Raw genomic sequence first — 19,893 nt, forward strand, 5'->3', positions numbered from 1 at the left:
GCGGGCAGCCGTCACCGCACCGAAGTGCGGCGTTGGCGTACCGTTTGGCATGGCCCGCGCTAGACGGCGGGCAGAATCAGGAAGGGAACAGCTTGCTCAGGCAGCTGAGTTTTTTCTTATAGGAACGTCGCGCTTCCAGCGCCTCTTCGAGGGTTACCGCGACAAAGCGGGCCTTCTGGTTGGGTTGCATCTGGCCGATCAAATCGAGGTCGGCGCTGATCACCGTGCCAATCATCGCGTAGCCGCCACCGGACACCGCATCACGGTGCAGCACGATGGGTTCGAGCCCGGCGGGCACCTGGATCGAGCCGATCGGGTAGCAACTGTCGACGATGTTCGACGGATCGGAACCGGCGCCGAACGGCTGCTCTCGGGGCTGAAAGCTCAGCGCGCTGCCGCCCTTGAAGCGATAGCCGATGCGGTCGGCTTCCGAACCGACCGTCCACGGCTCGGCGAAAAAGCTCTTCGCAGCCGATTCGGTCAAGCGGTGGTAGTACAAACCGGGCACCACCCGCAGGGTGATTTCGCCACCCAATGATTGCCGTAACGCCATGGGCAAACTGGCCCCGGCGCGGCTCTTGCCACTGGCGATGCCCACCGGCAATTCGTCGCCTGCAATCAGGCGTCGCCCCTGAAAACCGCCGAGCGCGCCCAGCGCATAGGTGGAGCGACTGCCGAGCACCACCGGCACATCAATGCCGCCGGCCACCGCCACATAAGCGCGGGCACCAGCCTTGGGAAAGTCAAAGCGCAGCACTTGCCCGGCCTTCACGGTGAACGCGGTGTCGTGGTGCATTTCCACGCCATCGACCCGTGGCGTCATGTGCGCGCCGCTGACCGCCACCAATGCATCCTGCTGAAACTCCAACTCAGGCCCGAGCAGCGTGCATTCCAGCGCCGCCAAACCTGCTGGGTTGCCGACCAATTGATTGGCCGCGCTCAAAGCGTATTGATCAAGCGCGCCGGACGGCGGAATGCCCAAGTGGTAATACCCTTCGCGGCCCAGGTCTTGTACCGAAGTGGCGAGGCCGGGTTTGAGGACCTTGATCATGCCAATACCTCCTGCAACGACTTGGGATAGCCAACGGGATCGGCAAGGAACGCGTCCAGCGAAAACTCCACCGGCCGAATCCGCAGATCAAAGCAACCGGCTTCCACTTCGGCCACCGCGCGGTCATAGGCTTCACGGTCCATCGGTTTGAACTGCACGATGTCGCCTGGACGGAAAAACACCATGTGTTCTTTCAGGTACGCAAGGTTCTGTTGCGGGTCGTAGATCGGCGCAGGCGTGACGCCAAACATCTGATAGCCGCCGGCGCCGCGCACTGAGTAAATGCAACCAAAGCAACCGCCGTGACCGAGGGTCAATTTCGGTGTGTCGGTGCGCGGACGCAGGTATTTTGGCACCTGCAACTGACGCTCGCGCTCGACCATCTGGAACATGAATGGCAACCCGGCAACGAAGCCGACCATCGAGACAAACCACGGCGCGCCACTGTGAGCCGCGATGAATGCATCGACGTCGGCCAGACCGTTGATTCGTGCGGCGTATTCCAGGTCCGTGGCGCTCGGATCTTGATGGCGGTCGCGAAAACGCATCAGGGTTTCGTGAGTCCAGGGGTCGTTGTAGAGCACGGGAATCTCGATGATCCGCGTGTGCAACGTGCGCTCGGCGACGGCCCCGGCTTCGGCGATTTTTACCGCTTCGAGCAAGGTATGAGGGGCGATGCGATCCGGGTCGAAACGAATCTGGAATGACGCGTTGGCCAGGCAGATATCGAGCACGCCATCCAGCGCCAGCCGTTCCACGGCGCGGGTGACGGCCAGGCCTTTGAAGAACGCGTCCAGGGACATGCTGTCGCTGACTTCGGCAAACAAATGCTCATCGGCGCCAAAGCTGTAGCGGATGGGAGTACTCATGCTTCACCTCCGCTGCGGCGTTCGGCCAGCCAGGTTTCCAGGGTGCCGGTGTGAAAGTCGGCGCTGTGCAGCCACGGTTGTTCCAGCAATTCACCGTGCAACGCCAAGGTGTTGGCCATGCCGGTGAGCGTGGTGTGCGCCACCGCCATTCGCGCTAGGGCCAGGGCTTCGGCGCGATCCGCACCGTGAACAATCAGTTTGGCTAGCAGCGAGTCATAGTACGGCGGCACGCGGTAGCCTTGATACAGATGCGTATCAACGCGAATGCCCTCGCCGTTCGGCCAGATCAGTTCCTCGACCAGGCCTGGACTCGGGAAGAAATCCCGCGCCGGGTCTTCAGCGTTCAGGCGCATTTGCAGGGCGGCGCCGTTGAGTCGGATGTCGCTTTGCTTGAAGCCCAGCGGCTCGCCGCCAGCGATGCGCAACATGGCTTGGACTAGGTCGATGCCCGTGATCAGTTCGCTGACTGGGTGCTCTACCTGAATCCGCGTATTCATCTCGATAAAGAAGAACTCACCGGTAGCATCGTCATACAGGTATTCCAGGGTGCCGGCGCCCTTGTAGCCCAGGGATTCGGTCAGGCGCACGGCGCTGGCGCACAGCGTTTCCCGTTGCTGCTGGCTAAGGACTGGCGACGGCGCTTCTTCGAAGATTTTCTGCCGGCGCCGTTGCAGCGAACACTCGCGTTCAAACAAATGCACGGCGTGCTGACCGTCGCCCAGCACCTGCACTTCAATATGCCGGGCCCGGCTGATAAACCGCTCCAGGTACACCGCGCCATTGCCAAATGCTGCTTGGGCTTCGCGCTGGGAACGGGGGAATTCTTCGCTCAGTTGCTCGGCGTTTTCCGCCAGCCGAATACCGCGCCCGCCGCCCCCGGCCGAAGCTTTGATCAACAACGGGAAGCCAACGGATTCAGCAGCCTTGAGCGCCGACTCGACGTCGAACAGTTCACCCGGCGAACCCGGCACCACCGGCACGCCAGCGGCTTGTGCGGTACGCCGTGCCTCGGCTTTATCGCCCATGCGCCGGATCGTCTCCGCGCTCGGGCCGACGAAAATGGCGCCGGCAGCCACCACCGCTTCGGCGAAATCGGCGTTCTCAGACAGAAAGCCGTAACCGGGATGCACCGCGTTGGCGCCCGTGGCTTTCAAGGCGCCGAGCAAGGCCTCGACGTTCAGGTAACTTTTGTCGGCACGGGCCGGGCCAAGAATGTGCACCTCATCGGCCATGCGCGCGGCCTGGGAATCGACGTCCGCCTCGCTGCACGCAGCAACGGTGGGAATGCCCAGTTCTTTGGCGGCGCGGATAATCCGCACGGCGATCTCGCCACGGTTGGCGACCAGCAGTTTATGAATGGCTTGGGTCATGATCGCACCCTCACTCGTCGTCGAGTGTTGCGACGACTTGACCCGGCTCCACCGGATCACCGTCTTCTACCAAAAAGGCACTGAGGCGACCGGCCGTCCCGGCGGTCAGTTCGGAGAATTGCTTCATGACCTCGATCAGGCCAATTACCGTGTCGGCGCTGACCCCCGCGCCGACCTCTACGAAGTTCGCCGATTCCGGGGTGGCTTTGCGGTAGAAGGTCCCCGGCAACGGGGTGATTACAGTGTGTTCGGCCATGTCTGTTCCTCTTGGAATAGTTGTAGAAAGGCAGGCAAAAAGTGAATCGGTGGGCAAACCCTGGCGTCTCTGTGCCAGGTGCTTTCGTTTCTCAGCGCGGTGGTCGGACCTCTATGCCCGCGCCATCAAGTGCATAACGCGTGGCTTCGACCAACGCCAGGGCACCCGGCGTGTCGCTGTGCAAACAGATGGAATCGAATTCAATCGCCAGGTCTTCGCCCTCGACGGTGCGCACCACGCCTTGTTGGCAAGCACGCAGCACTCGCTCGGCGACGTGGACCGGGTCGTAAGCCCGCACGTTGCGGGTAAAGACGATGGAGCCGGTGAGGTCGTACTCTCGGTCGGCGTAGAACTCGCGGATCACCGGTTGGCCAAGTTCCGTGGCAACCCGCCAGATCACCGAATCGGGCATGCAATACAGAAGCAACTCCGGTTCCAGACGTTGGAGGTTCTCCACCAGCAAACGGGCGGCCTCTTCGTCTCGGGCCAGGTGCATGTAGAGCGCGCCGTGGGGTTTGATGTGTTGCAGGGCCACGCCTTGAACCCGGGCGAGTTCACGCAAGGCGCCCAACTGATAGAGCATGTCGTCGACCAGTTCCTGGGCCGGCGCATTAATGTGCCGACGGCCAAAACCAACCAAGTCGCGAAACCCCGGATGCGCGCCGATGGCCACGCCCAGGCACTTGGCCTGTTCGACGGTGCGACGCATGGTGCTGGGGTCGCCGGCATGAAAACCGGTGGCGATGTTGGCCGAACTGATAAAGCCCATCAGCTCATTGTCGACGCCATCGCCGATGGTCCAGGGACCAAAGCCTTCGCCCATGTCCGAGTTGAAATCTACTGCCTGCATGACGCTTGCTCCCGACGCTTGTGACTTCATGCAGGCCAAGTTAGATTCCTGTTAACCCCTTGGGAAGATCTATTATCAGATGGGGTATCTTCTGTAAAACAGATACCTCGTCACCCGGAGTGCTCATGTCCCTGACCCTGCGCCAAGTCCGTTATTTCGTCGCCACCGCCGAGATCGGGCAAATCTCTCAAGCCGCGATTCATTTGAATATTTCCCAGTCGGCGGTGACCACGGCGATCAAGGAACTGGAAAGCATCCTCGGCACGCTGTTGTTCCAGCGTTCGGCCCAGGGTATGAGCCTGACCGACGCCGGGCGGCACTTTTTGAATAGGGCCTACGTGATTTTGCGCAGCGTCGATGACGCGTTGAACAGCCCGTTGCCGGACATCCGCGCCAGTGGTGTATTGCGTTTAGCGGCGAGTTACACGGTGATCGGTTACTTCCTGCCGCATCACCTGCAACGGCTTGAACACTGGCATCCGGACGTGGCCATCGAAGTCCACGAACAAGAACGGACGGCCATCGAGCAGGGTCTGCTGGAAGGTCGATTCGACATGGCAGTGGTGCTCACCGCGAACCTCACCCACCCGGATATCGTCTCGGAGATTCTCTTCAACTCCGAGCGCCGATTATGGCTGCCCAGCCGCCATCCCCTGTGCGAGCGTTCGGCAGTCAGCCTCGCCGACGTTGCGAAGGAACCTTACATTCTGCTGACCGTCGACGAAGCCGAACAAAGTGCCATGCGCTACTGGGAACACGCGCGACAGCAGCCAAACGTGCGGGTTCGCACCAGTTCAGTCGAAGCGGTGCGCAGCATGGTCGCCAATGGCAGCGGCGTGGCAATCCTCTCGGACTTGGTGCACCGCCCCTGGTCACTGGAAGGAAAACGCATCGAAACCCTGACAGTCACCGACAAGGTGACGCCGATGAGTGTCGGACTGGCGTGGCATCGCGAGCGCGAATTCAGCCCGGCGATGCAGGCGTTTCGTAACTATTTCCACGATGCATTTTTGGCGCCGCAACAGCTGTCTGCGCGACGCTGAAAACAGTGAAAACCATGCCCTCCTCTTGTGGATTTACGATGAGCGCTTTAGGCCATTTCCGGTCTGTTGTGACGGGAAGATTTTGGCCGTTTTCTGCCGTCACGAATGACCGTTTTGGGTCGACCGGTTGAATCCACAGCCCAAAGCGGTCACTCGAAGGCATGCATTTCATTCTTACGCCTTATTCTGCGTCGGACGTCACTGGATCTGAGTTGCAGGAATGACTCAAGTATCCGAAGAGCGATTACTTCAAGAGCATGATTTGATCCATGAGAGATGACCCCTACACACTGTCCATGCGCTTTCAGACACCCGCCCCTGGCATTGCCCCACGCGAACAGGCGCCGATGCTCGCCCAGGAGCAAGCCTGGGCGCGGGAGCACGCGTCCAGGCACCGCTTCAGCTGGATCGAGGTGTTAGTGCCGCCGTTGTGCTTTGGCCCTGTTCTGCCGGGTATCGCGTTTTTACTGGGCCTGTTGCTCTATCGCTCGTTATTCGCCCCCGGCCTGGACATTGACCGGATCGTCGGAGCCTCCTTTGGCTGGCTTGCCCTCGCGACGCTGCTATTCATGGCTGCCTGGGGGTTACGCAACTTCTTGCGCGATGCCCACGACCCGACCAAACGCTACTGGCAGTCCATGCCGGACCAAGGGTTGGCCGAGCTTGAGCACCATAGCCTGGTATCTGGCACCAGCCTGTGGTCCTCCGATTATGATCCGGACTGCAACACCCTCATGCAATGGACAAACGGCAAGCTTGAATGCGTGCAAGACAGCGGTGTGTCGCAATGGGTCCTGGCCAAGACTACTGCGGGCCACTGGCTGGTGCTCAAGGAAGAATATCCGGGCAGCTTCAACTATGGACCGGTTGGGAAAATGCCCACGCCGGACAAGCAAATGCAACCCTGCCAGAAACTGGCGATCGCCTTTGCCCCCGGCACCAACCTCCCTCTCGGCCGGCGTTTCGGCGGCGCGCCGATGCCATTGGTCGACACGCCGTATTGGGTGTCTGCCGATGAACTCAAGCGCCTTGTCGAGGTCGCCCATCACTGGACCTTTTTCCCCCCGGACCGCTACGCCGTGGTCAATAACCAGGATGCCGAGTGGGTGCAACGGCTGGTGGACAGGGCGCAAGCCAGCGTCGGCCCCCGGCCGGACGAGACAGCCAGCAATCGGCCAGAAGCAGTCAGTCGCTCAAAACACTCAAAAACCACTGATTGCTAAAGTAATCAGGATCCGAAAATAGCTCACTCGGTCGAAGGGACGGATGCTTTGCTGCCCAAGCGGATTAGTTCATTGGAGAAACACAGGCCGAGGATGATCAGTGCCGCTCCCGCGTACAGGCTTTCGCGCGGTACTTCATTGAGCGCCACAAAAGCCAGCAGCGCGGCGAACAGTGGCTCGGTCAGCTCCAGCGCTTGCACTTGGGATGGCTTGAGATACTCGATGGCCTTGGTGGTGCAGAAGAAGCCCAGGATTGTCGGCAGTGTGGCCAGCGCCAGCAGCGCGGCGATCGCCAGCGGCGACAGCTCGCCCATCGCGAAACCATCGGCCGCAGCCGGCATCAGCAGGTACAGGCTGCCAAAGAACAACAATTGTCGTGTGAAGTGCAGCCCCCCCGACACCCCCATACGCTTCATGGCAACCGAAAAGGCCCCATAGCCGGAGCCGGCCATGCAGGCGAGCGCAGCACCTTGCAGGGTAAAGCCCTGCTGCAGGTCGCCGCCGAAGATCACCGAGATCCCAGCGATAGCCAGTGCGGCGCCAACAGTAGCGTTCGCGGTGATGGCATCCTTGAGGAAAATGCGCCCCAGAATAATCGAGGAAATTGAGGCACTGGCCATCAGCACCACCACCACACCTGCCGCAGCGTAGTGTCGATAGGCGGACGTTTCGAAATGGAACAGCACAAAGATGCCAAGGAATGCGCAAATAGCCGCCTGAGTCCATTTAGTCGACGCCGCCGGGCGCTTGAGGAAAAACAGTAAGATCGAGAGAAGCACGCAACCCAGTACGGTCTTGATGACAGCGACACTGCTAGCGGTGAAACCATGATTCATGAGTACTTTGCTGAGTACACCGATCGTTGCGTTCAGTGCCGCAGCGGAGAGTGCAAATATGACGCCTTTGCTGAAAGTAGATTGCATTGATGACGATCCCTGTCGCTGAATTGTCGTTCGATAGAATGCCGCCCTGCATCGACGGCGCAAAGTTGGAGGATACGAGATCCCACCAACCCCAGTATTTATTGTGGCATAGCTGGATCGCCCAGCAGGACGCCATTCGCCTTCATCTTGCCGCCAAGCGAGCAGTCAGAGGGCCTGGCCCTTGGCTATGCAATATGAGTTGACGAACGTTGCAGTGTGCTGCAAAGACTGACGTATATCCGGTTTGGCTATTCCATGCCTGTTGGCAAATTGCTCGACCGCTGCGGTATCAAAACGAGTGGTCTGGATAAAGTCCAAGGCTTCGGGTTTTGTATTCAGAAACCACGCGACGGGAGGAATACTCAGTAGCAACTTCAGCAATCGGAGTGAAATGTAATGCTTGGGAGACTTTAATCCCAAAGGTTGTGCCACCTGTACCAGGAGTTCTCGCAAGTTGGGAGTTTGGTCATCAAGCGCCAGCAGTTCCTGGCCCACCATGGCAGGATCAAAAGCGCAAACCGCCACTATTTCAACCAGGTAATCCACGGTGACCAGTGGCAGCCAGTGCTCGGCGGTACCGGGCACTGCAGTCAGCTTTCCCTGCACAAGGTTGCGTATCAGCTCCACCAGCGGCTGACCATCAAGGATATGCCCCGTGCGGCTGTGGCCACAGACCGTCGCAGGGTGGACAACGGTAATCTCCCCGCCCTTGGCGGACATGACCTCCAGGGTCGCAAAATGCGCCTCCAGCTTGCTCCCCTCGTAACCACCGACATGTCGGTAGACGGCCGGCCAATTCGTCGACTCCGGATAACGAGGATCAATTCCGATGCGTTGCAGATGTTCATGATTTTTCAGCATGTAGCCGCCGATCATCACTAAACGGCTTTTTTGCTCAGCCGCCAACAGCGCCACACGCTTTGCCCCTTCCACATTCACCGCACGAGAATGCTCCACTGAAAGCCCCCATGCGAAGTGGGCGCCCAGGTGGAATATGACTCTGGCGTGCCTTAGCACTTCTCGGTCAGCAAGACTCAGCCCGAGGTTGTCCCGTTCCAGATCGCCAGCTACGGCAAATACCCGGGTTGCGCACCCTCCCAAATTATCGACTTGCTCGCGCAGTGCAGCTAGTCGCTCTGGGCGACGCATCAACACGCGAATGGTGTGACCTTTTGCACTCAGGTACGCCACCAAATGTTGACCGACGAAGCCGGTACCCCCCGTGACAAAGCACTCCACGCTCATTTCCCTGTTCCTTGTTCAAGGTGAGAAATCAAGCGTAAACTATCGACCCAACTCTATAGTCAAGCGGTGTTTTCATGAAAATCGGCGAACTCGAGGCCCGCAGCGGCGCCAGCCGCCATACGCTGCGTTACTACGAGCAAATCGGCCTGATCTCATCGCTGCGGCAAACTAACAACTATCGCGTTTACACAGCGCAAACTCTGCAGGATCTGGACTTTATCCAGCGCGCGCAAAGCATGGGGTTTTCCCTGGGGGAAATAGGCGAGATTCTGGATGCGCAGCGCAACAAGCTGATCGATTGTGCTGAAGGCGCTAAGCTAATTGAAAAGAAGATGGCAGAAATCAAACAGAAAATCGCCAACTTCCAAAGTATTTATCGGTATCTGGATCAAGAGCGTGCAAACCTCGAAGCCAGTGCTGCCAGGCAACTTGAGCTTCAGCAGCTAAACAACGCTTCCAACTGAACGGTCAGCATCCGGGAAACGGAAGCCGCAGCCTGCTTCCAGTTTCAAGTCCATCGCTTACGCATTTTCTCAAACCTTGTGGCCAGGCCCTAGACAGTAAGCGTCCGCCCAAAAGACCTTGCGTGGTTAAACAGGCGCCATCTATTAGGCATTAGGTGCTTTAAGGTCGAACAACAGCTCATCGGTTGCGCGATCAAAATGGTCGGTAAGGAAATCCAGCAATACACGCACGCGGGGAATTCGGTAACGATTGCCGTGTAATACCGCGTAGACGCCGGCCTCTCGGACACAAAAGTCAGGTAACAGGACTTTCAGTCGTCCAGCACGGACATCGGCTGCCGCATCCCAAATGGTCTTGCGTGCGATGCCATGTCCAGCCAACGCCCATGCGCGCGCGAGGGCGCCGTCGTTGGTTTCCCATGCCTGGCTCATGGGAACGGTGTGGTTCCATTCCTGACCATCCACCACAAAGTGAAAGGTGTTCAATGGACCTGCAGACGTCACCAGCACGATGAACTTGTGGCCAGGCAAGTCAGCAGGGGTTTGGGGTTCACCGTATCGCGCCAGATAATCAGGCGAAGCGCACAGTACTCGCCAGTTGGGAGCCAACTGCCTGGCGATCATCGAGCTGTCATGCGGCTGTCCAAACCGGATTGCCAGATCGACATCGTCCTGCATCAGATTTGACACCGAGTCCGACAACGTCAGCGCGACGCACAGTTCCGGGTGCAATGTACTGAATGTCTCAAGCCAGTCATTTAAAAGATTGCGGCCAAAATCGGCAGATGCGGATATCCGTACCTTGCCACGCACCTCTGTCTGACAGGCTTGAAGCCCCGCTTCCGCCTCATCGATAGCCCGCAATGCGACCCAGCATTGCTGCAAATAAAACCGACCTTCTTCCGTGAGGCGCAACTGACGCGTTGTGCGATCAAACAACTTGGTGCGCAGCGCCGCCTCAAGCTTGATAAGTCGCGCGCTGGCCGCGGCCGGCGACAGCGCCAGTTTGCGCCCTGCGGCAGACAAGCTGCCGAGTGCCGCCGCTTCGACAAACAAACGCATGTCGCCCAATCGGTCAGTAGCCATATTCAATTCAAATTTGATGATTCATCAAATGGTAGACCAATTATCAAATCCGAAGCAATTCATCACACTCACCTCTCCCATTCCTCTGAGCACAGGTCATGACTTCGCAATTTGAAAATGGCTCTTTAACGACATCGGGCGATACCGAATACCTCACTACCGGGCGTCTCCCATTGGCGGCCCTGTTGGCGCTGACAATGGGGAGCTTTATCGCCACCGCCAACGAAACGGTGCCAGCAGGACTTTTGCCGCAAATCGCCGAGGCATTTGGTGTGTCGCAAGCGTGGGCTGGTCAGATGGTGACCCTATGTGCACTGGGCTCAGGGTTAGCGGCTATTCCATTGACTCTCGCGTTGCAGGGCTGGCGTCGGCGCTTGGTGCTATTACTGGCTGTCGGGGTGTTTTGCGCCTGTAATGCGGTGACCGCCCTGTCGCCCTGGTTTTCATTGACGCTGGCTGCCCGCTTCATGGTGGGTATCGCAACCGGTCTGGCCTGGAGCCTGCTGGCCGGCTACGCCAGACGATTAGTCGCCCCACAGCAGCACGGTCGCGCTATGGCGCTGGCCATGCTCGGCATCCCTTTGGCACTTGCCCTAGGCGTACCGCTAAGTGCCTGGCTCGGTAAGCTGCTGGGATGGCGTTGTGTGTTCGGGACTCTCTCAGGACTCAGCCTTTTGCTGATGGCCTGGATATATCTGAAAGTGCCTGATTATCCCGGACAACGCTCCGATCGCCGCTTGCCGCTACGCAGGGTCCTGCAAACCCCAGGCGTGCGGCCCGTGCTGGCGGTGGTCATGCTCTGGATCCTGGCCCACTACACCCTCTATACCTATATTGCTGCGTTCCTGGCTTCTGTTGGATTGGTCGATCAGATAGATCGGGGCCTCCTTTCATTCGGTATTGCGGCCTTGTTCGGTCTATGGATGATCGGCACGCTGATTGATGGCAGGCTTCGGAGTCTGGTACTGCTCAGCCTGACAGCATTCATCCTGGTTTCGTTTGCCCTGGGCCTGGGTGACCTGCCCGTCAGTGCGATCTATATCGGCATCGTCCTGTGGGGGATGAGCTTCGGTGGTGCGCCAACCTTATTGCAAACCTCCTTGGCTGATGTTGCCAGTGACGGCGCTGATATTGCGCAATCAATGTTGGTGACCGTCTTCAATCTGGCGTTTGCAGGCAGTGGTGTGATCGGCGGCATTCTCTTGGAAACATGGGGGGCAGGTGCTATTCCCTGGGTAGCGCTGGCATTGTTGCTACCAGCGCTGTTGATTGTTTCGATAGCCAAGGGACATGCTTTCGGGCGTTAACTACTGCCGAGGCGTTCCGATTGAAAAGTGGACACCCATTTTCGTCCTGGGCTATTTGTCCAACATCCACGGGATCTGACAGGCAGCATTGGGTCGTTTGCGGCCAATCGCAACAGGCAGCCATCGGCCATTCAGGGTCGTAACCTAAGTACTAAACCTAGCGTTCTCATTGCCCTCCAGACATCGGGCGATGTCAGGTACATATCAGCTCTGAATCAAGCCAAACGTCTTCAAAATTATTGCCGTCAATGTAAAAACGATAGCCTGGCGGCAAATCGAGGTATCCGACAACTTCCGGTAGATAGTCCGTGATGTGTCCTACATGCAGGGGTGAAAAAAAATCATCAGCCTCGGACCACTCCATACCGCACCACAGGTACCAACCGTTTGTACCGTTTTCCGGCTTAACCCTTAGCCCGTTTATGGGCTGAAGCCCCAGAGTCCCCAGCGCTATCCCGACTTTTGATCCGGATTGTGGTCGATCTGGAGTAACTCCCTGCCATTCACAAACGCTTTGCTCCTTCCTTACTCGCATGGCGATACTCTCCGCAGATTTGGGTGCCATACAGTTCGCACTCTCATGGTTGGGGTGTAGGGCCTGGGCCGATTGCTGCCTGTCACGACTGGCCAGAATCGGACAGAAGCGGCCCCTGCAACGTCGTTTGTAGCGGATTGAGCCCTGGATTGCGCAAATATGCAGTCAGCAATTGACTTCACCTTGCAAGACCGCCATACCTGTTTTTTCCAACGTGGCGAAGGTTAATCTGACAATGGTGCAAGTGGATACAAATCTGATTACTGACTGGCAAACATTCCACAGTGTTTTCGCAGAAAAGTTCGGATTTCCTAGCTTCTACGGCCGCAATATGGACGCCTGGGTTGATTGTCTTTCATACCTCGATGATCCCAGCGCAGAAATGTCGTCTATCCACGTTCAAAGCGGACAAACGCTTTCATTGGTCATCGACAATGCCCAGAGCTTCAAGCACCGCTGTCCTGAACAATTTGAAGCGCTTGTGGAATGTGCAGCTTTTGTGAACTGGCGAATCGTCGTTGCTGGCGGCACCCCGCTCCTGGCACTTGCTTTCAATGTTTAAGTGCTGGTGTGAAAAGGGGACAGATTTATTTTTCACACGCTGCCTTGACCACGCGTTGCACGGCGGCAAGCCTGGCGCGAGGTGGCTCGTCATCGCGGTGTTCGACGTAAATCAAACGGCTGCCGAACTGGAACTCGCATTGCCAGACACCCGAAGGAGTACGCCAGTGGCCAAGCATGGATTCGGTCAGTAGATTGATGTCCATATCGGTACTACACAGATGGGAAGGTGCTCAGGTTAACCTTACAAGCACCATCCTGGAAATGCCGTAGGCGCTTGGGCTATTTGTCCAACATCCACGGGATCTGACCGGCAGCATTGGTTCGATGGTAGCCCTTCGCGACAGACAGCAATCGGCCAAAAGTAGACCTTCAAAGCTAGCCCTCAAGGTCGCGCATTATTTCTAGGACCATCGGCTTCGTGTACTTCTCACTTGGGTCGGTACCCGGTGTGTCGTTACTGCGAATCCATTCGCCTTGATCGAACGCGTGATAGAGCGAGAAGGCTGGCTCTGGGAGATCGCCAACCATGCCCAAGTCAACTATGGCGCTTATGATCCCGTTCATGACACCGTCGCAAAACTCATAGGTCAGAGATCCCAATAGAAAGCCCTCGGCAACCTCAATGGATAGCTCGTTCAGCACTTCTTCTGGGGCAACTCCAAACTTCTGGCAAGTCGCATCAAGACTACTCAGCGTTAAATTACTTTCTTGAGCTTCAACTGATAGTGCCTGAAGTTCATTTTTCGGTAACACCCTAGTCATGAGGACCTCTTTCAGCTAAGGGCGAAGACGGTGCTGGTTTTCACTCATAAAACTTGCCGGCCAGCAGAATTGCCGCACAGCGCTGCCATACGTTCAATACAGCAACGTCTATCAGGGAACGTCTAGTACTGGCGGTTGCCCATGAAGCCGCGGCATCAAGAAACGAGTCAACCGACCCGTTCTCCCACCCCAAGGCACCTGGCCCATAGGGAGATGATGGAGAAGTCTCTTCCTGCAAACGCTCGCTGGCAAAATCAGAGCCAAGAGCCTCGATAAATCTGATGAAGGACTCCTCATCACTCACGCGTTCCAACAACTCATGAAGATCTATAGGCATAGGCATCCTGGCAGCGGCGTAATGACAAAATAGTGCTGAACGACATGCTGCTATGCAGCAACATAGGCGGTCAACCTCGGGTGAAAAGGAGACAGACTTACTTATCTGCCATCAGCCTCGACGCAATGAAAAATAAATCTGTCCCCATTTTCCCCGGTCCCCATTTTCCCCGATGGCCGTTAAGCCGTGCCGACTGGTTCAAACTCATAATCGCAGCCGCACGTGTACCGCTGCGTAAGGAGCCCGCGAATAGCCAGTTTGAACGCCCGAAAGCCCATGGCCGGATTTGATTTACACATCAGTGAATTGCTCCGGACTTGCTAGACACATGATGTTTGCTTTGGGTCGAAAGCAGCTTTTCGTGACTTGCAGCTATTGGCCGATAGCAGTCGCTTAAAAGCGACCGCTTACGGCCGAGGCTGTGTAAAAACTTTTTTGATCGTAATAGGTCGCTGAATTCGACACAAAAATTGCGCTCCTACGCAAATTTCAGGTCTGCTGAGTTGCCGAGTACCAGCATTCCTAGAGCTCCACTTTGTTGTTCGCGGACTGCGTCAAAAACTCGGTGATCAGTGACGTAACCTGCTGTTGGATTACCTCGCGTGGGCGAGCATTGTCGCCATCCCCGCAAATGATGCCATCGCCAGGAATGTCCTCTTCGAGCAATGCCACTGCACCTGGTTTGCAAATCGACAAGAAGCTGAAATGGCTGGCGTCACTTATCTCGACATAGCGGCTGGACGCTTGGGGCAGGCGTGTGGCCAGGTTGGCGGACTCCAACTGAGCAGGCAGTTCCACCGATGGTGCGCCGGCAGCGATAACTAGCACCGGCACCGGCAGTGCCGCAAGGCTCTCATCGGTCATCCCGCGCGAGAGTCCCAGGTCCAAAGAAACCACAGCGGTGACGCGTTGATCGCGCAAATCGCCGGCCAGACCAGCCTTTAATGCCGGAGTACTCTCAGGGTTGATCTTTTGATAATTGGTGCAACTGGATAACTGCGGATGGAGTTTGCAGTCACGGGCAAACAGGGCCGGGTCGAAACGAGCGCCGGCGATCTCCATTGCAGTCCAGCCGCCGAGTGAATGGCCCACTACAGCAATTTGACGCTTTGCGACCACGCCAAATTTTTCAGGTTGAGTGGTGACCGCCTCAATGGCCCGATGCAGGTCAATGGGCCGCTGCCATAACTGCGCCGCCGCTTGCGGGCTGCGATCATGGGTCGTGGTGCCGGGGTGGTTGACCGCTGCGACAATGTAACCCTTATGGGCCAATGCACTCGCCAACCAGTTCTGATTGTTCCAATTGCCTCTGAATCCATGGGAGAGCACCACCAATGGGTGCTCGCCAGCAGAGGGTGGCGCGTTGCGAACCGCAGAAGCACCGACAAACACCACATCGTCGCCGATCAACTGTGGGGTGACGGTCGTTGTACTGGGATACCAGACGACCATCTCCAGCGGACGCTCATTGTGTGGGTCCGGCAAGGTGGAGGATTGGAAGCCGACAGAGTTGACGTCAGCGAGAGCGTTGGTCGTCAGACAGGTTAAAAGCAGGACGCCGAGAGCTGTTTTCAATGGGGTTGTCTTCCTTGATTTAGAGAGGGATTCAGAACCTGAAACCCAACGATAGCGTGCATCACATCTCGCAAATTATAGAAATCCAGCGCCGTGAGCAGGTGAATCTGCAGCGACATTAAAGCCGATACTCCGACTGACATTCATAGTTTTCGTTATCTGCATTGACCGGTTGAGCGCGCCGTCCCCTTTTTCCCTTAATTCAAGCGCTGTTGTCGATTGATGGGTGATAAGGATTGAGCCTGCTAGCATTGAGTGTCAGAGAGCCTAGTAAGAGCACTGATGATGCAGATGATTAAAGTTGAGGCGAGCGGTTTGAATCAGCTCCGCGCGTCTTTGAGTCAAGCTGGATTGCCCTGCGATGATGTGAGCGATCCGCGACGGCAGTTCTACCGGTTCGACGTGGATGGGAAATTGGTTGCTTATGGAGGGTTGGAGGGTACTGGCCCCGATCTCCTGCTGCGCTCTATGGTCGTTTGCGCGGAGCATCGTGGAACCGGACTGGGTAAAGCGGTGTTGTCGGAACTGGAACAATACGCGGTCTCCCAAGGCGCAGTCCGACTGCATTTGTTGACCCAAAGCGCTGTTAATTTTTTCGCTGCCAACGGGTACGAACTGCTTGATAGGGGTCTGGCACCTGCCGCAATTACCCAGACAGCTCAGTTCAAGCATTTGTGCCCTTCATCAGCGAGCTACCTGCGGAAAACTTTAAGCGCTCCCCTCAGTGCTGAATGAGCCATCGAAACGCTTCTGGACCATAGCTAGTGTTGGTAGCCAATGATTGAAAAGTGGACAAATTTATTTTTCATCGCGTCGAGGCTGATGGCCGATAAATAAGTCTGCCCCATTTTCTTTTTTTAGATCCGCCACCGTTCAAGCAAGCGCCATCACCCTGTTTACCCGCCTCACCAACTGCCAGTGGACGATCCACAGCGGCAACGCCAAAGCTCCTCCCAGCGAACCAAGTTCGTTGGGCAGCAATGAAACAATCTGCGCGGTACACCACCCCAGCCCTGAGAACAGGCCAAAGCTTTTGAACGAGCCCAGAGCTTTGTTATGCCTGGCTTCACGCCGTAGCGATCGGGCCACGTGAACGACAATGAAAAAGTCTTCAATGAAGTTGTAAGGCAGCAGAAACATCAGCCATACACTTCGAGGCGACGCCACCCTGGATGGAGGTTTGACCAATGTCAGCGAACGCTGAAGGTCGCGGCAATAAAAGAATACGGCGATCAGGAACACCAGCGTCAATATCCACGCCCCGATGCTGCCCAATGCCTCCAGTTCGCTGAAGATTCCCCCGGCCACCGAAGGATGCACCAAGGGCCACGCCAACGCCCAGGCCACGGGGAGGGTCAGCAGAACCTTGAAGACGACGAGCAACATCGGCGAACCCTGCAATAAATGACAGTCGCCATTATGCCGCAGCGGATTTTGCCTTGAATGCGGTCACAGGTCGCAGGCGAGTCCCTACAACGGGGGACGGATTGATTTTTCCGGAAATAAATCTGTCCCCTATTTTTATATGATCCTCGCTACACATTGCGCCGATCTCAAAGGTGGAAGCTGTAGGAGAGAGGTTTTTTGGTGATGCGGGCGGCTTGTTCTGCTCTGGAGCTGGGGCTTGCTCGCGATAGCGGTCCAACTCCCAACCGGTCAATCACTGCCAAAACTGATAAGGACGCAGCTACGCTCGACTCCCTGGAAAAAATGCTCGCCAAGGGTGCCTGCTTAACTGACCGGCATTCACCGCTCCCCGCTCCAGCCAGATGAAATGATTTGAATCCAATACGCTCGTTGTAGAGAATCGCCACCTTTACCTCAAAAGGAAATGAGCGATGAAGTTCGAAGGGACTTTCCAATACATGGGCAATCACGGGATTGTCTTCAACATCTCGCAGATCACCCTCACCGACAGCGAACGTGGGCGCCTGCGCGAGCTGCATTTTGGCGAGGCAAAAAACGCCCACTATGAGGTCAACAGCAAGGTCGTCGAGGTGTACGACAAGATGCTGGCCAAAAACCTGCCGTGTGTGATGATGATCGGCATCTCCAAGCCGTTGACCCGGCAACAGGGCGATGCCCTCAACGCCCAGCGCACCACGATCGCCAACCTTGCAGCCACGGCCTTCACTGCCGCCGCCAAGGCCGTGGCCCCCTCTTACGTGGCGATATCTGTAGGGGCCGGTGTGCGCACGTATGCCAATGAAATCCTACCCACCTACCATGCTGGCGACGTACTGGTCAGCATCGAGGCGCAGGTCAACGGCGGTATCGGCCCGCAACGCACCCTCTCGACATTGATCATCAAGACCTGACTGGAGACGTACATGTCCGTAATTACTCAATTGGTCATTGCCTTGGTGTTGTCCTTTCTGCTCGATCAATTCCTCAAACCGTATCTGCTACGCAAGTGGCTAGGAGTGTTGTTGGTGGCGGCGGGTGCGGTTGGCTGCGTTGTGGCAGGTCAGATCCGCTTGTTGGGGTTTGATCTGGGGTTGCTGTCGGTTTTTGCCGTGGCGATGGGGATGGGATTGTTCATGAAGCGGCGGCGGTTTGAGTAGGTTGGCTGAGCGAGAAAGGCGGGCGGATTTAATATCAGAAAATAAAGCCGTGGTGCGCTCAACCGGTCGGCGCAACAAGACGTTGCAACCTATCAGCCGGTGTTTCGAAATCCAAGGTTTTGCGTGGTCGTTGATTCATCTGTAATGCAACGGCATTGAGATCGGATTGAGAATACCCACTCAAATCGGTGCCGTTGCGAAAGTACTGGCGCAATAAACCGTTGGTGTTTTCATTCGTACCACGCTGCCAAGGACTGCGCGGATCGCAAAAAAACACGTTGATGTTTGTGTCCAGCGTAAATCGTTTGTGCTGGGCAAGCTCTGTGCCTCGATCCCAAGTTAAGGAGCGCCAGAGCTGTTCTGGAAGTTGTTGGACCTCGCGTATCAGGCCATCCACAACACTCTTGGTATCTTTCCCCTCTACCCGGACAAGAACCAAAAATCGAGTGGTGCGCTCTACCAGCGTGGCAATGTGGCTGTTTTTAGAGCCGGTTATCAGGTCTCCTTCCCAGTGCCCTGGTATGGCCCTGTCAGCCACCTCAGCAGGGCGTTCGGATATCGAAACGGCATCAATGATATGACCTCTGGGTTGCCCCTTGCTCGTAGCAGTTTTTGCGCGGCGCATCATGCGTCTGGAGCGAAGTACGGCAACCAATTCCTTCTTCAAGACACCTCGTGCTTGAATAAACAGGCTTCGATAGAGCGTTTCATGGGAAATCTGCATGGCGGGAGCGTCGGGATATTCGCGTTTGAGCCAACCCGAGATCTGCTCGGGTGACCAGTAGAGCTTCAGCTTACTCGATACCACTTCGCACAGTTCAGGGGACTGATTCAATCGATACGGTTTGGGGCGAAGTCCGCGTGTCCAGGCTTGCGCATCTGCGTCCGTTGCGCGGTAAAGACCTCGTCCTTGGTTTCTCGATACTTCACGACTGACCGTTGAGGGCGAGCGGTTTAATTGGGCTGCGATGTGGCGAATGGAATGACCGATCGCCATTCCCCTGGAGATTTCTTCGCGCTCGCCCAGCGTTAAAGCAAGCCGAGAGCGGTGCCTGATTCGCGGGGAAATTCCCCCATTGCGAGCCAGTAATGTATGGACAGTGCCTGCTGGTTTTTGAATGGCCAGCGCTATTTTGCTGAGGGTTTCGCCCCTGCGCCACAACCGCCAAAGCTCTGATTTTTGTTCAGCAGAAAACCCATGTGTACCACTGCGTGCCATTTCTTACCATGCCCCAATCAACGAGCGGAAAGTGTACGTTGCGTTGACCGGTTGAGCGCGCCGTCCCCTTAAGTAGGCTCTACGGATTTCTGGGGAATCGAGGGATGTAATGAGCAACCTGATTTCAATCGCAAGCCATAAATCGAAGTACAGCATCGGCTTCTATCCGACTTTTGCCGTTGACGGAGTACCTCTGGAGGTTTGGCTGCCTAGGCATAACCCGGATGCTGAGCTTCATCTCGTAGCGGCCCATTCAGGCTTGTACAGCGATGAAGATACTTGGTTGATATGGGATCGGATCTATTCCACTGCACCGGGATGGAAGACCCTGGTTCCCTTGCTTGTCTGCTCTGATGACCTAGACCTGACCTGCACCGTTATTGTCGCTGAGCAGTGCGCTGATGAGCATCAACTCCAGTGGAGCCGATTTGGCTTGCTAAAGGATTTGATTACGCTGGAACTTCCATCTGTTGACTGGTACGACGCGATACCCTACCTGACCTTTGAAAGGTCCCATTATCAGAGCGTGCTGGACGAGTTCCGAAAACAAGAAAATATCAAAATGGACTGGGAATAGCTGCGTAAGCTATCTACCTGTGATTAATCTCGCCGTTTACTGAAAAGGGGACAGATTTATTTTTCATCGCGTC

The 19,893-nt window shown here is 56.6% G+C and carries 23 protein-coding genes; 9 read left to right on the plus strand and 14 right to left on the minus strand.

Annotated features, from left to right (window positions below; all coding sequences use genetic code 11):
- Positions 1-76 precede the first annotated feature (76 nt).
- The 5 genes from AABM55_RS18455 to AABM55_RS18475 all read right to left on the minus strand — a co-directional run bounded on the left by AABM55_RS18455 (position 77) and on the right by AABM55_RS18475 (position 4,396).
- Positions 77-1,051 carry a biotin-dependent carboxyltransferase family protein gene (locus tag AABM55_RS18455; protein ID WP_103315990.1) on the minus strand — a complete coding sequence of 325 codons (975 nt, stop codon included), beginning with the start codon at positions 1,049-1,051 and terminating at the stop codon, positions 77-79.
- Positions 1,048-1,920, minus strand: a complete 873-nt coding sequence (locus tag AABM55_RS18460) for an allophanate hydrolase subunit 1 (RefSeq protein ID WP_054598040.1) — start codon at positions 1,918-1,920, stop codon at positions 1,048-1,050. Before AABM55_RS18460 ends, AABM55_RS18455 begins: the two co-directional genes overlap by 4 nt.
- Positions 1,917-3,290, minus strand: coding sequence for an acetyl-CoA carboxylase biotin carboxylase subunit (locus AABM55_RS18465; protein WP_347927244.1), 1,374 nt, complete (start codon positions 3,288-3,290; stop codon positions 1,917-1,919). The genes AABM55_RS18460 and AABM55_RS18465 overlap by 4 nt, the downstream gene beginning before the upstream one ends.
- A 10-nt stretch (positions 3,291-3,300) precedes the next feature.
- The gene (locus AABM55_RS18470) at positions 3,301-3,546 is read right to left on the minus strand and encodes an acetyl-CoA carboxylase (RefSeq protein WP_054598042.1); all 246 of its coding nucleotides are present in this window, start codon (positions 3,544-3,546) and stop codon (positions 3,301-3,303) included.
- 91 nt (positions 3,547-3,637) lie between these two features.
- Positions 3,638-4,396: a 5-oxoprolinase subunit PxpA gene (locus AABM55_RS18475; RefSeq protein WP_054598043.1), complete on the minus strand. Its 759-nt coding sequence runs from the start codon at positions 4,394-4,396 to the stop codon at positions 3,638-3,640.
- A gap of 125 nt (positions 4,397-4,521) precedes the next feature.
- Between AABM55_RS18475 and AABM55_RS18480 the strand changes: the two genes are divergently transcribed.
- Together AABM55_RS18480 and AABM55_RS18485 are read left to right on the plus strand one after the other, a co-directional pair.
- On the plus strand, positions 4,522-5,439 hold the full coding sequence (locus AABM55_RS18480) for a LysR family transcriptional regulator (RefSeq protein WP_054598044.1): 918 nt from the start codon (positions 4,522-4,524) through the stop codon (positions 5,437-5,439).
- Positions 5,440-5,708: 269 nt separating this feature from the next.
- Positions 5,709-6,662, plus strand: coding sequence for a hypothetical protein (locus AABM55_RS18485; protein WP_347927245.1), 954 nt, complete (start codon positions 5,709-5,711; stop codon positions 6,660-6,662).
- Between the two features lie 23 nt (positions 6,663-6,685).
- Here the strand turns inward: AABM55_RS18485 and AABM55_RS18490 are convergent, their stop codons facing one another.
- Together AABM55_RS18490 and AABM55_RS18495 are read right to left on the minus strand one after the other, a co-directional pair.
- Positions 6,686-7,585, minus strand: a complete 900-nt coding sequence (locus tag AABM55_RS18490) for an EamA family transporter (protein WP_347927246.1) — start codon at positions 7,583-7,585, stop codon at positions 6,686-6,688.
- A gap of 165 nt (positions 7,586-7,750) precedes the next feature.
- Positions 7,751-8,830: an SDR family oxidoreductase gene (locus tag AABM55_RS18495; protein WP_347927247.1), complete on the minus strand. Its 1,080-nt coding sequence runs from the start codon at positions 8,828-8,830 to the stop codon at positions 7,751-7,753.
- Between the two features lie 74 nt (positions 8,831-8,904).
- Between AABM55_RS18495 and AABM55_RS18500 the strand changes: the two genes are divergently transcribed.
- Positions 8,905-9,294: a MerR family transcriptional regulator gene (locus tag AABM55_RS18500; RefSeq protein ID WP_347927248.1), complete on the plus strand. Its 390-nt coding sequence runs from the start codon at positions 8,905-8,907 to the stop codon at positions 9,292-9,294.
- A 144-nt stretch (positions 9,295-9,438) separates the two neighbouring features.
- Here the strand turns inward: AABM55_RS18500 and AABM55_RS18505 are convergent, their stop codons facing one another.
- Positions 9,439-10,380, minus strand: coding sequence for a LysR substrate-binding domain-containing protein (locus tag AABM55_RS18505; RefSeq protein ID WP_347927249.1), 942 nt, complete (start codon positions 10,378-10,380; stop codon positions 9,439-9,441).
- Positions 10,381-10,478: 98 nt separating this feature from the next.
- On the opposite strand from AABM55_RS18505, the gene AABM55_RS18510 reads away from it, so the two are divergent.
- Together AABM55_RS18510 and AABM55_RS18515 are read left to right on the plus strand one after the other, a co-directional pair.
- Positions 10,479-11,687 (plus strand): MFS transporter, encoded by a 1,209-nt coding sequence (locus AABM55_RS18510; RefSeq protein WP_347927250.1) that lies wholly within the window; start codon positions 10,479-10,481, stop codon positions 11,685-11,687.
- A 770-nt stretch (positions 11,688-12,457) separates the two neighbouring features.
- Positions 12,458-12,784 (plus strand): barstar family protein, encoded by a 327-nt coding sequence (locus AABM55_RS18515; protein WP_054598050.1) that lies wholly within the window; start codon positions 12,458-12,460, stop codon positions 12,782-12,784.
- Between the two features lie 25 nt (positions 12,785-12,809).
- On the opposite strand, the gene AABM55_RS18520 is transcribed toward AABM55_RS18515, so the two are convergent.
- From AABM55_RS18520 to AABM55_RS18535, 4 genes are all read right to left on the minus strand, one after another.
- On the minus strand, positions 12,810-12,989 hold the full coding sequence (locus tag AABM55_RS18520; protein ID WP_347927251.1) for a hypothetical protein: 180 nt from the start codon (positions 12,987-12,989) through the stop codon (positions 12,810-12,812).
- 172 nt (positions 12,990-13,161) lie between these two features.
- Positions 13,162-13,548, minus strand: a complete 387-nt coding sequence (locus AABM55_RS18525) for a hypothetical protein (RefSeq protein WP_347927252.1) — start codon at positions 13,546-13,548, stop codon at positions 13,162-13,164.
- Positions 13,549-13,588: 40 nt separating this feature from the next.
- Positions 13,589-13,885 carry a hypothetical protein gene (locus AABM55_RS18530; protein WP_203226135.1) on the minus strand — a complete coding sequence of 99 codons (297 nt, stop codon included), beginning with the start codon at positions 13,883-13,885 and terminating at the stop codon, positions 13,589-13,591.
- 522 nt (positions 13,886-14,407) lie between these two features.
- Positions 14,408-15,460 (minus strand): alpha/beta fold hydrolase, encoded by a 1,053-nt coding sequence (locus tag AABM55_RS18535; protein WP_103315999.1) that lies wholly within the window; start codon positions 15,458-15,460, stop codon positions 14,408-14,410.
- 282 nt (positions 15,461-15,742) lie between these two features.
- Between AABM55_RS18535 and arsN2 the strand changes: the two genes are divergently transcribed.
- Positions 15,743-16,195: an arsenic resistance N-acetyltransferase ArsN2 gene (arsN2, locus tag AABM55_RS18540; protein WP_347927253.1), complete on the plus strand. Its 453-nt coding sequence runs from the start codon at positions 15,743-15,745 to the stop codon at positions 16,193-16,195.
- Positions 16,196-16,333: 138 nt separating this feature from the next.
- Here the strand turns inward: arsN2 and AABM55_RS18545 are convergent, their stop codons facing one another.
- Entirely contained in the window at positions 16,334-16,861 is a 528-nt protein-coding gene (locus AABM55_RS18545; protein ID WP_347927254.1) for a hypothetical protein, read from the minus strand.
- 437 nt (positions 16,862-17,298) lie between these two features.
- Here AABM55_RS18545 and AABM55_RS18550 point away from each other — a divergent pair, with 437 nt between their 5' ends.
- Both AABM55_RS18550 and AABM55_RS18555 read left to right on the plus strand, forming a co-directional pair.
- Positions 17,299-17,778 (plus strand): hypothetical protein, encoded by a 480-nt coding sequence (locus tag AABM55_RS18550; RefSeq protein WP_054598057.1) that lies wholly within the window; start codon positions 17,299-17,301, stop codon positions 17,776-17,778.
- Positions 17,779-17,790: 12 nt separating this feature from the next.
- Complete coding sequence (locus AABM55_RS18555; protein ID WP_054598058.1) at positions 17,791-18,024, plus strand: hypothetical protein; 234 nt, start codon at positions 17,791-17,793, stop codon at positions 18,022-18,024.
- 58 nt (positions 18,025-18,082) lie between these two features.
- On the opposite strand, the gene AABM55_RS18560 is transcribed toward AABM55_RS18555, so the two are convergent.
- Positions 18,083-19,243 carry an IS30 family transposase gene (locus AABM55_RS18560; RefSeq protein ID WP_347927255.1) on the minus strand — a complete coding sequence of 387 codons (1,161 nt, stop codon included), beginning with the start codon at positions 19,241-19,243 and terminating at the stop codon, positions 18,083-18,085.
- Between the two features lie 109 nt (positions 19,244-19,352).
- Here AABM55_RS18560 and AABM55_RS18565 point away from each other — a divergent pair, with 109 nt between their 5' ends.
- On the plus strand, positions 19,353-19,820 hold the full coding sequence (locus AABM55_RS18565) for a hypothetical protein (RefSeq protein WP_237142948.1): 468 nt from the start codon (positions 19,353-19,355) through the stop codon (positions 19,818-19,820).
- Positions 19,821-19,893 lie beyond the last annotated feature (73 nt).

The sequence above is a fragment of the Pseudomonas helvetica genome, assembly GCF_039908645.1.
Lineage (GTDB): Bacteria > Pseudomonadota > Gammaproteobacteria > Pseudomonadales > Pseudomonadaceae > Aquipseudomonas > Aquipseudomonas helvetica.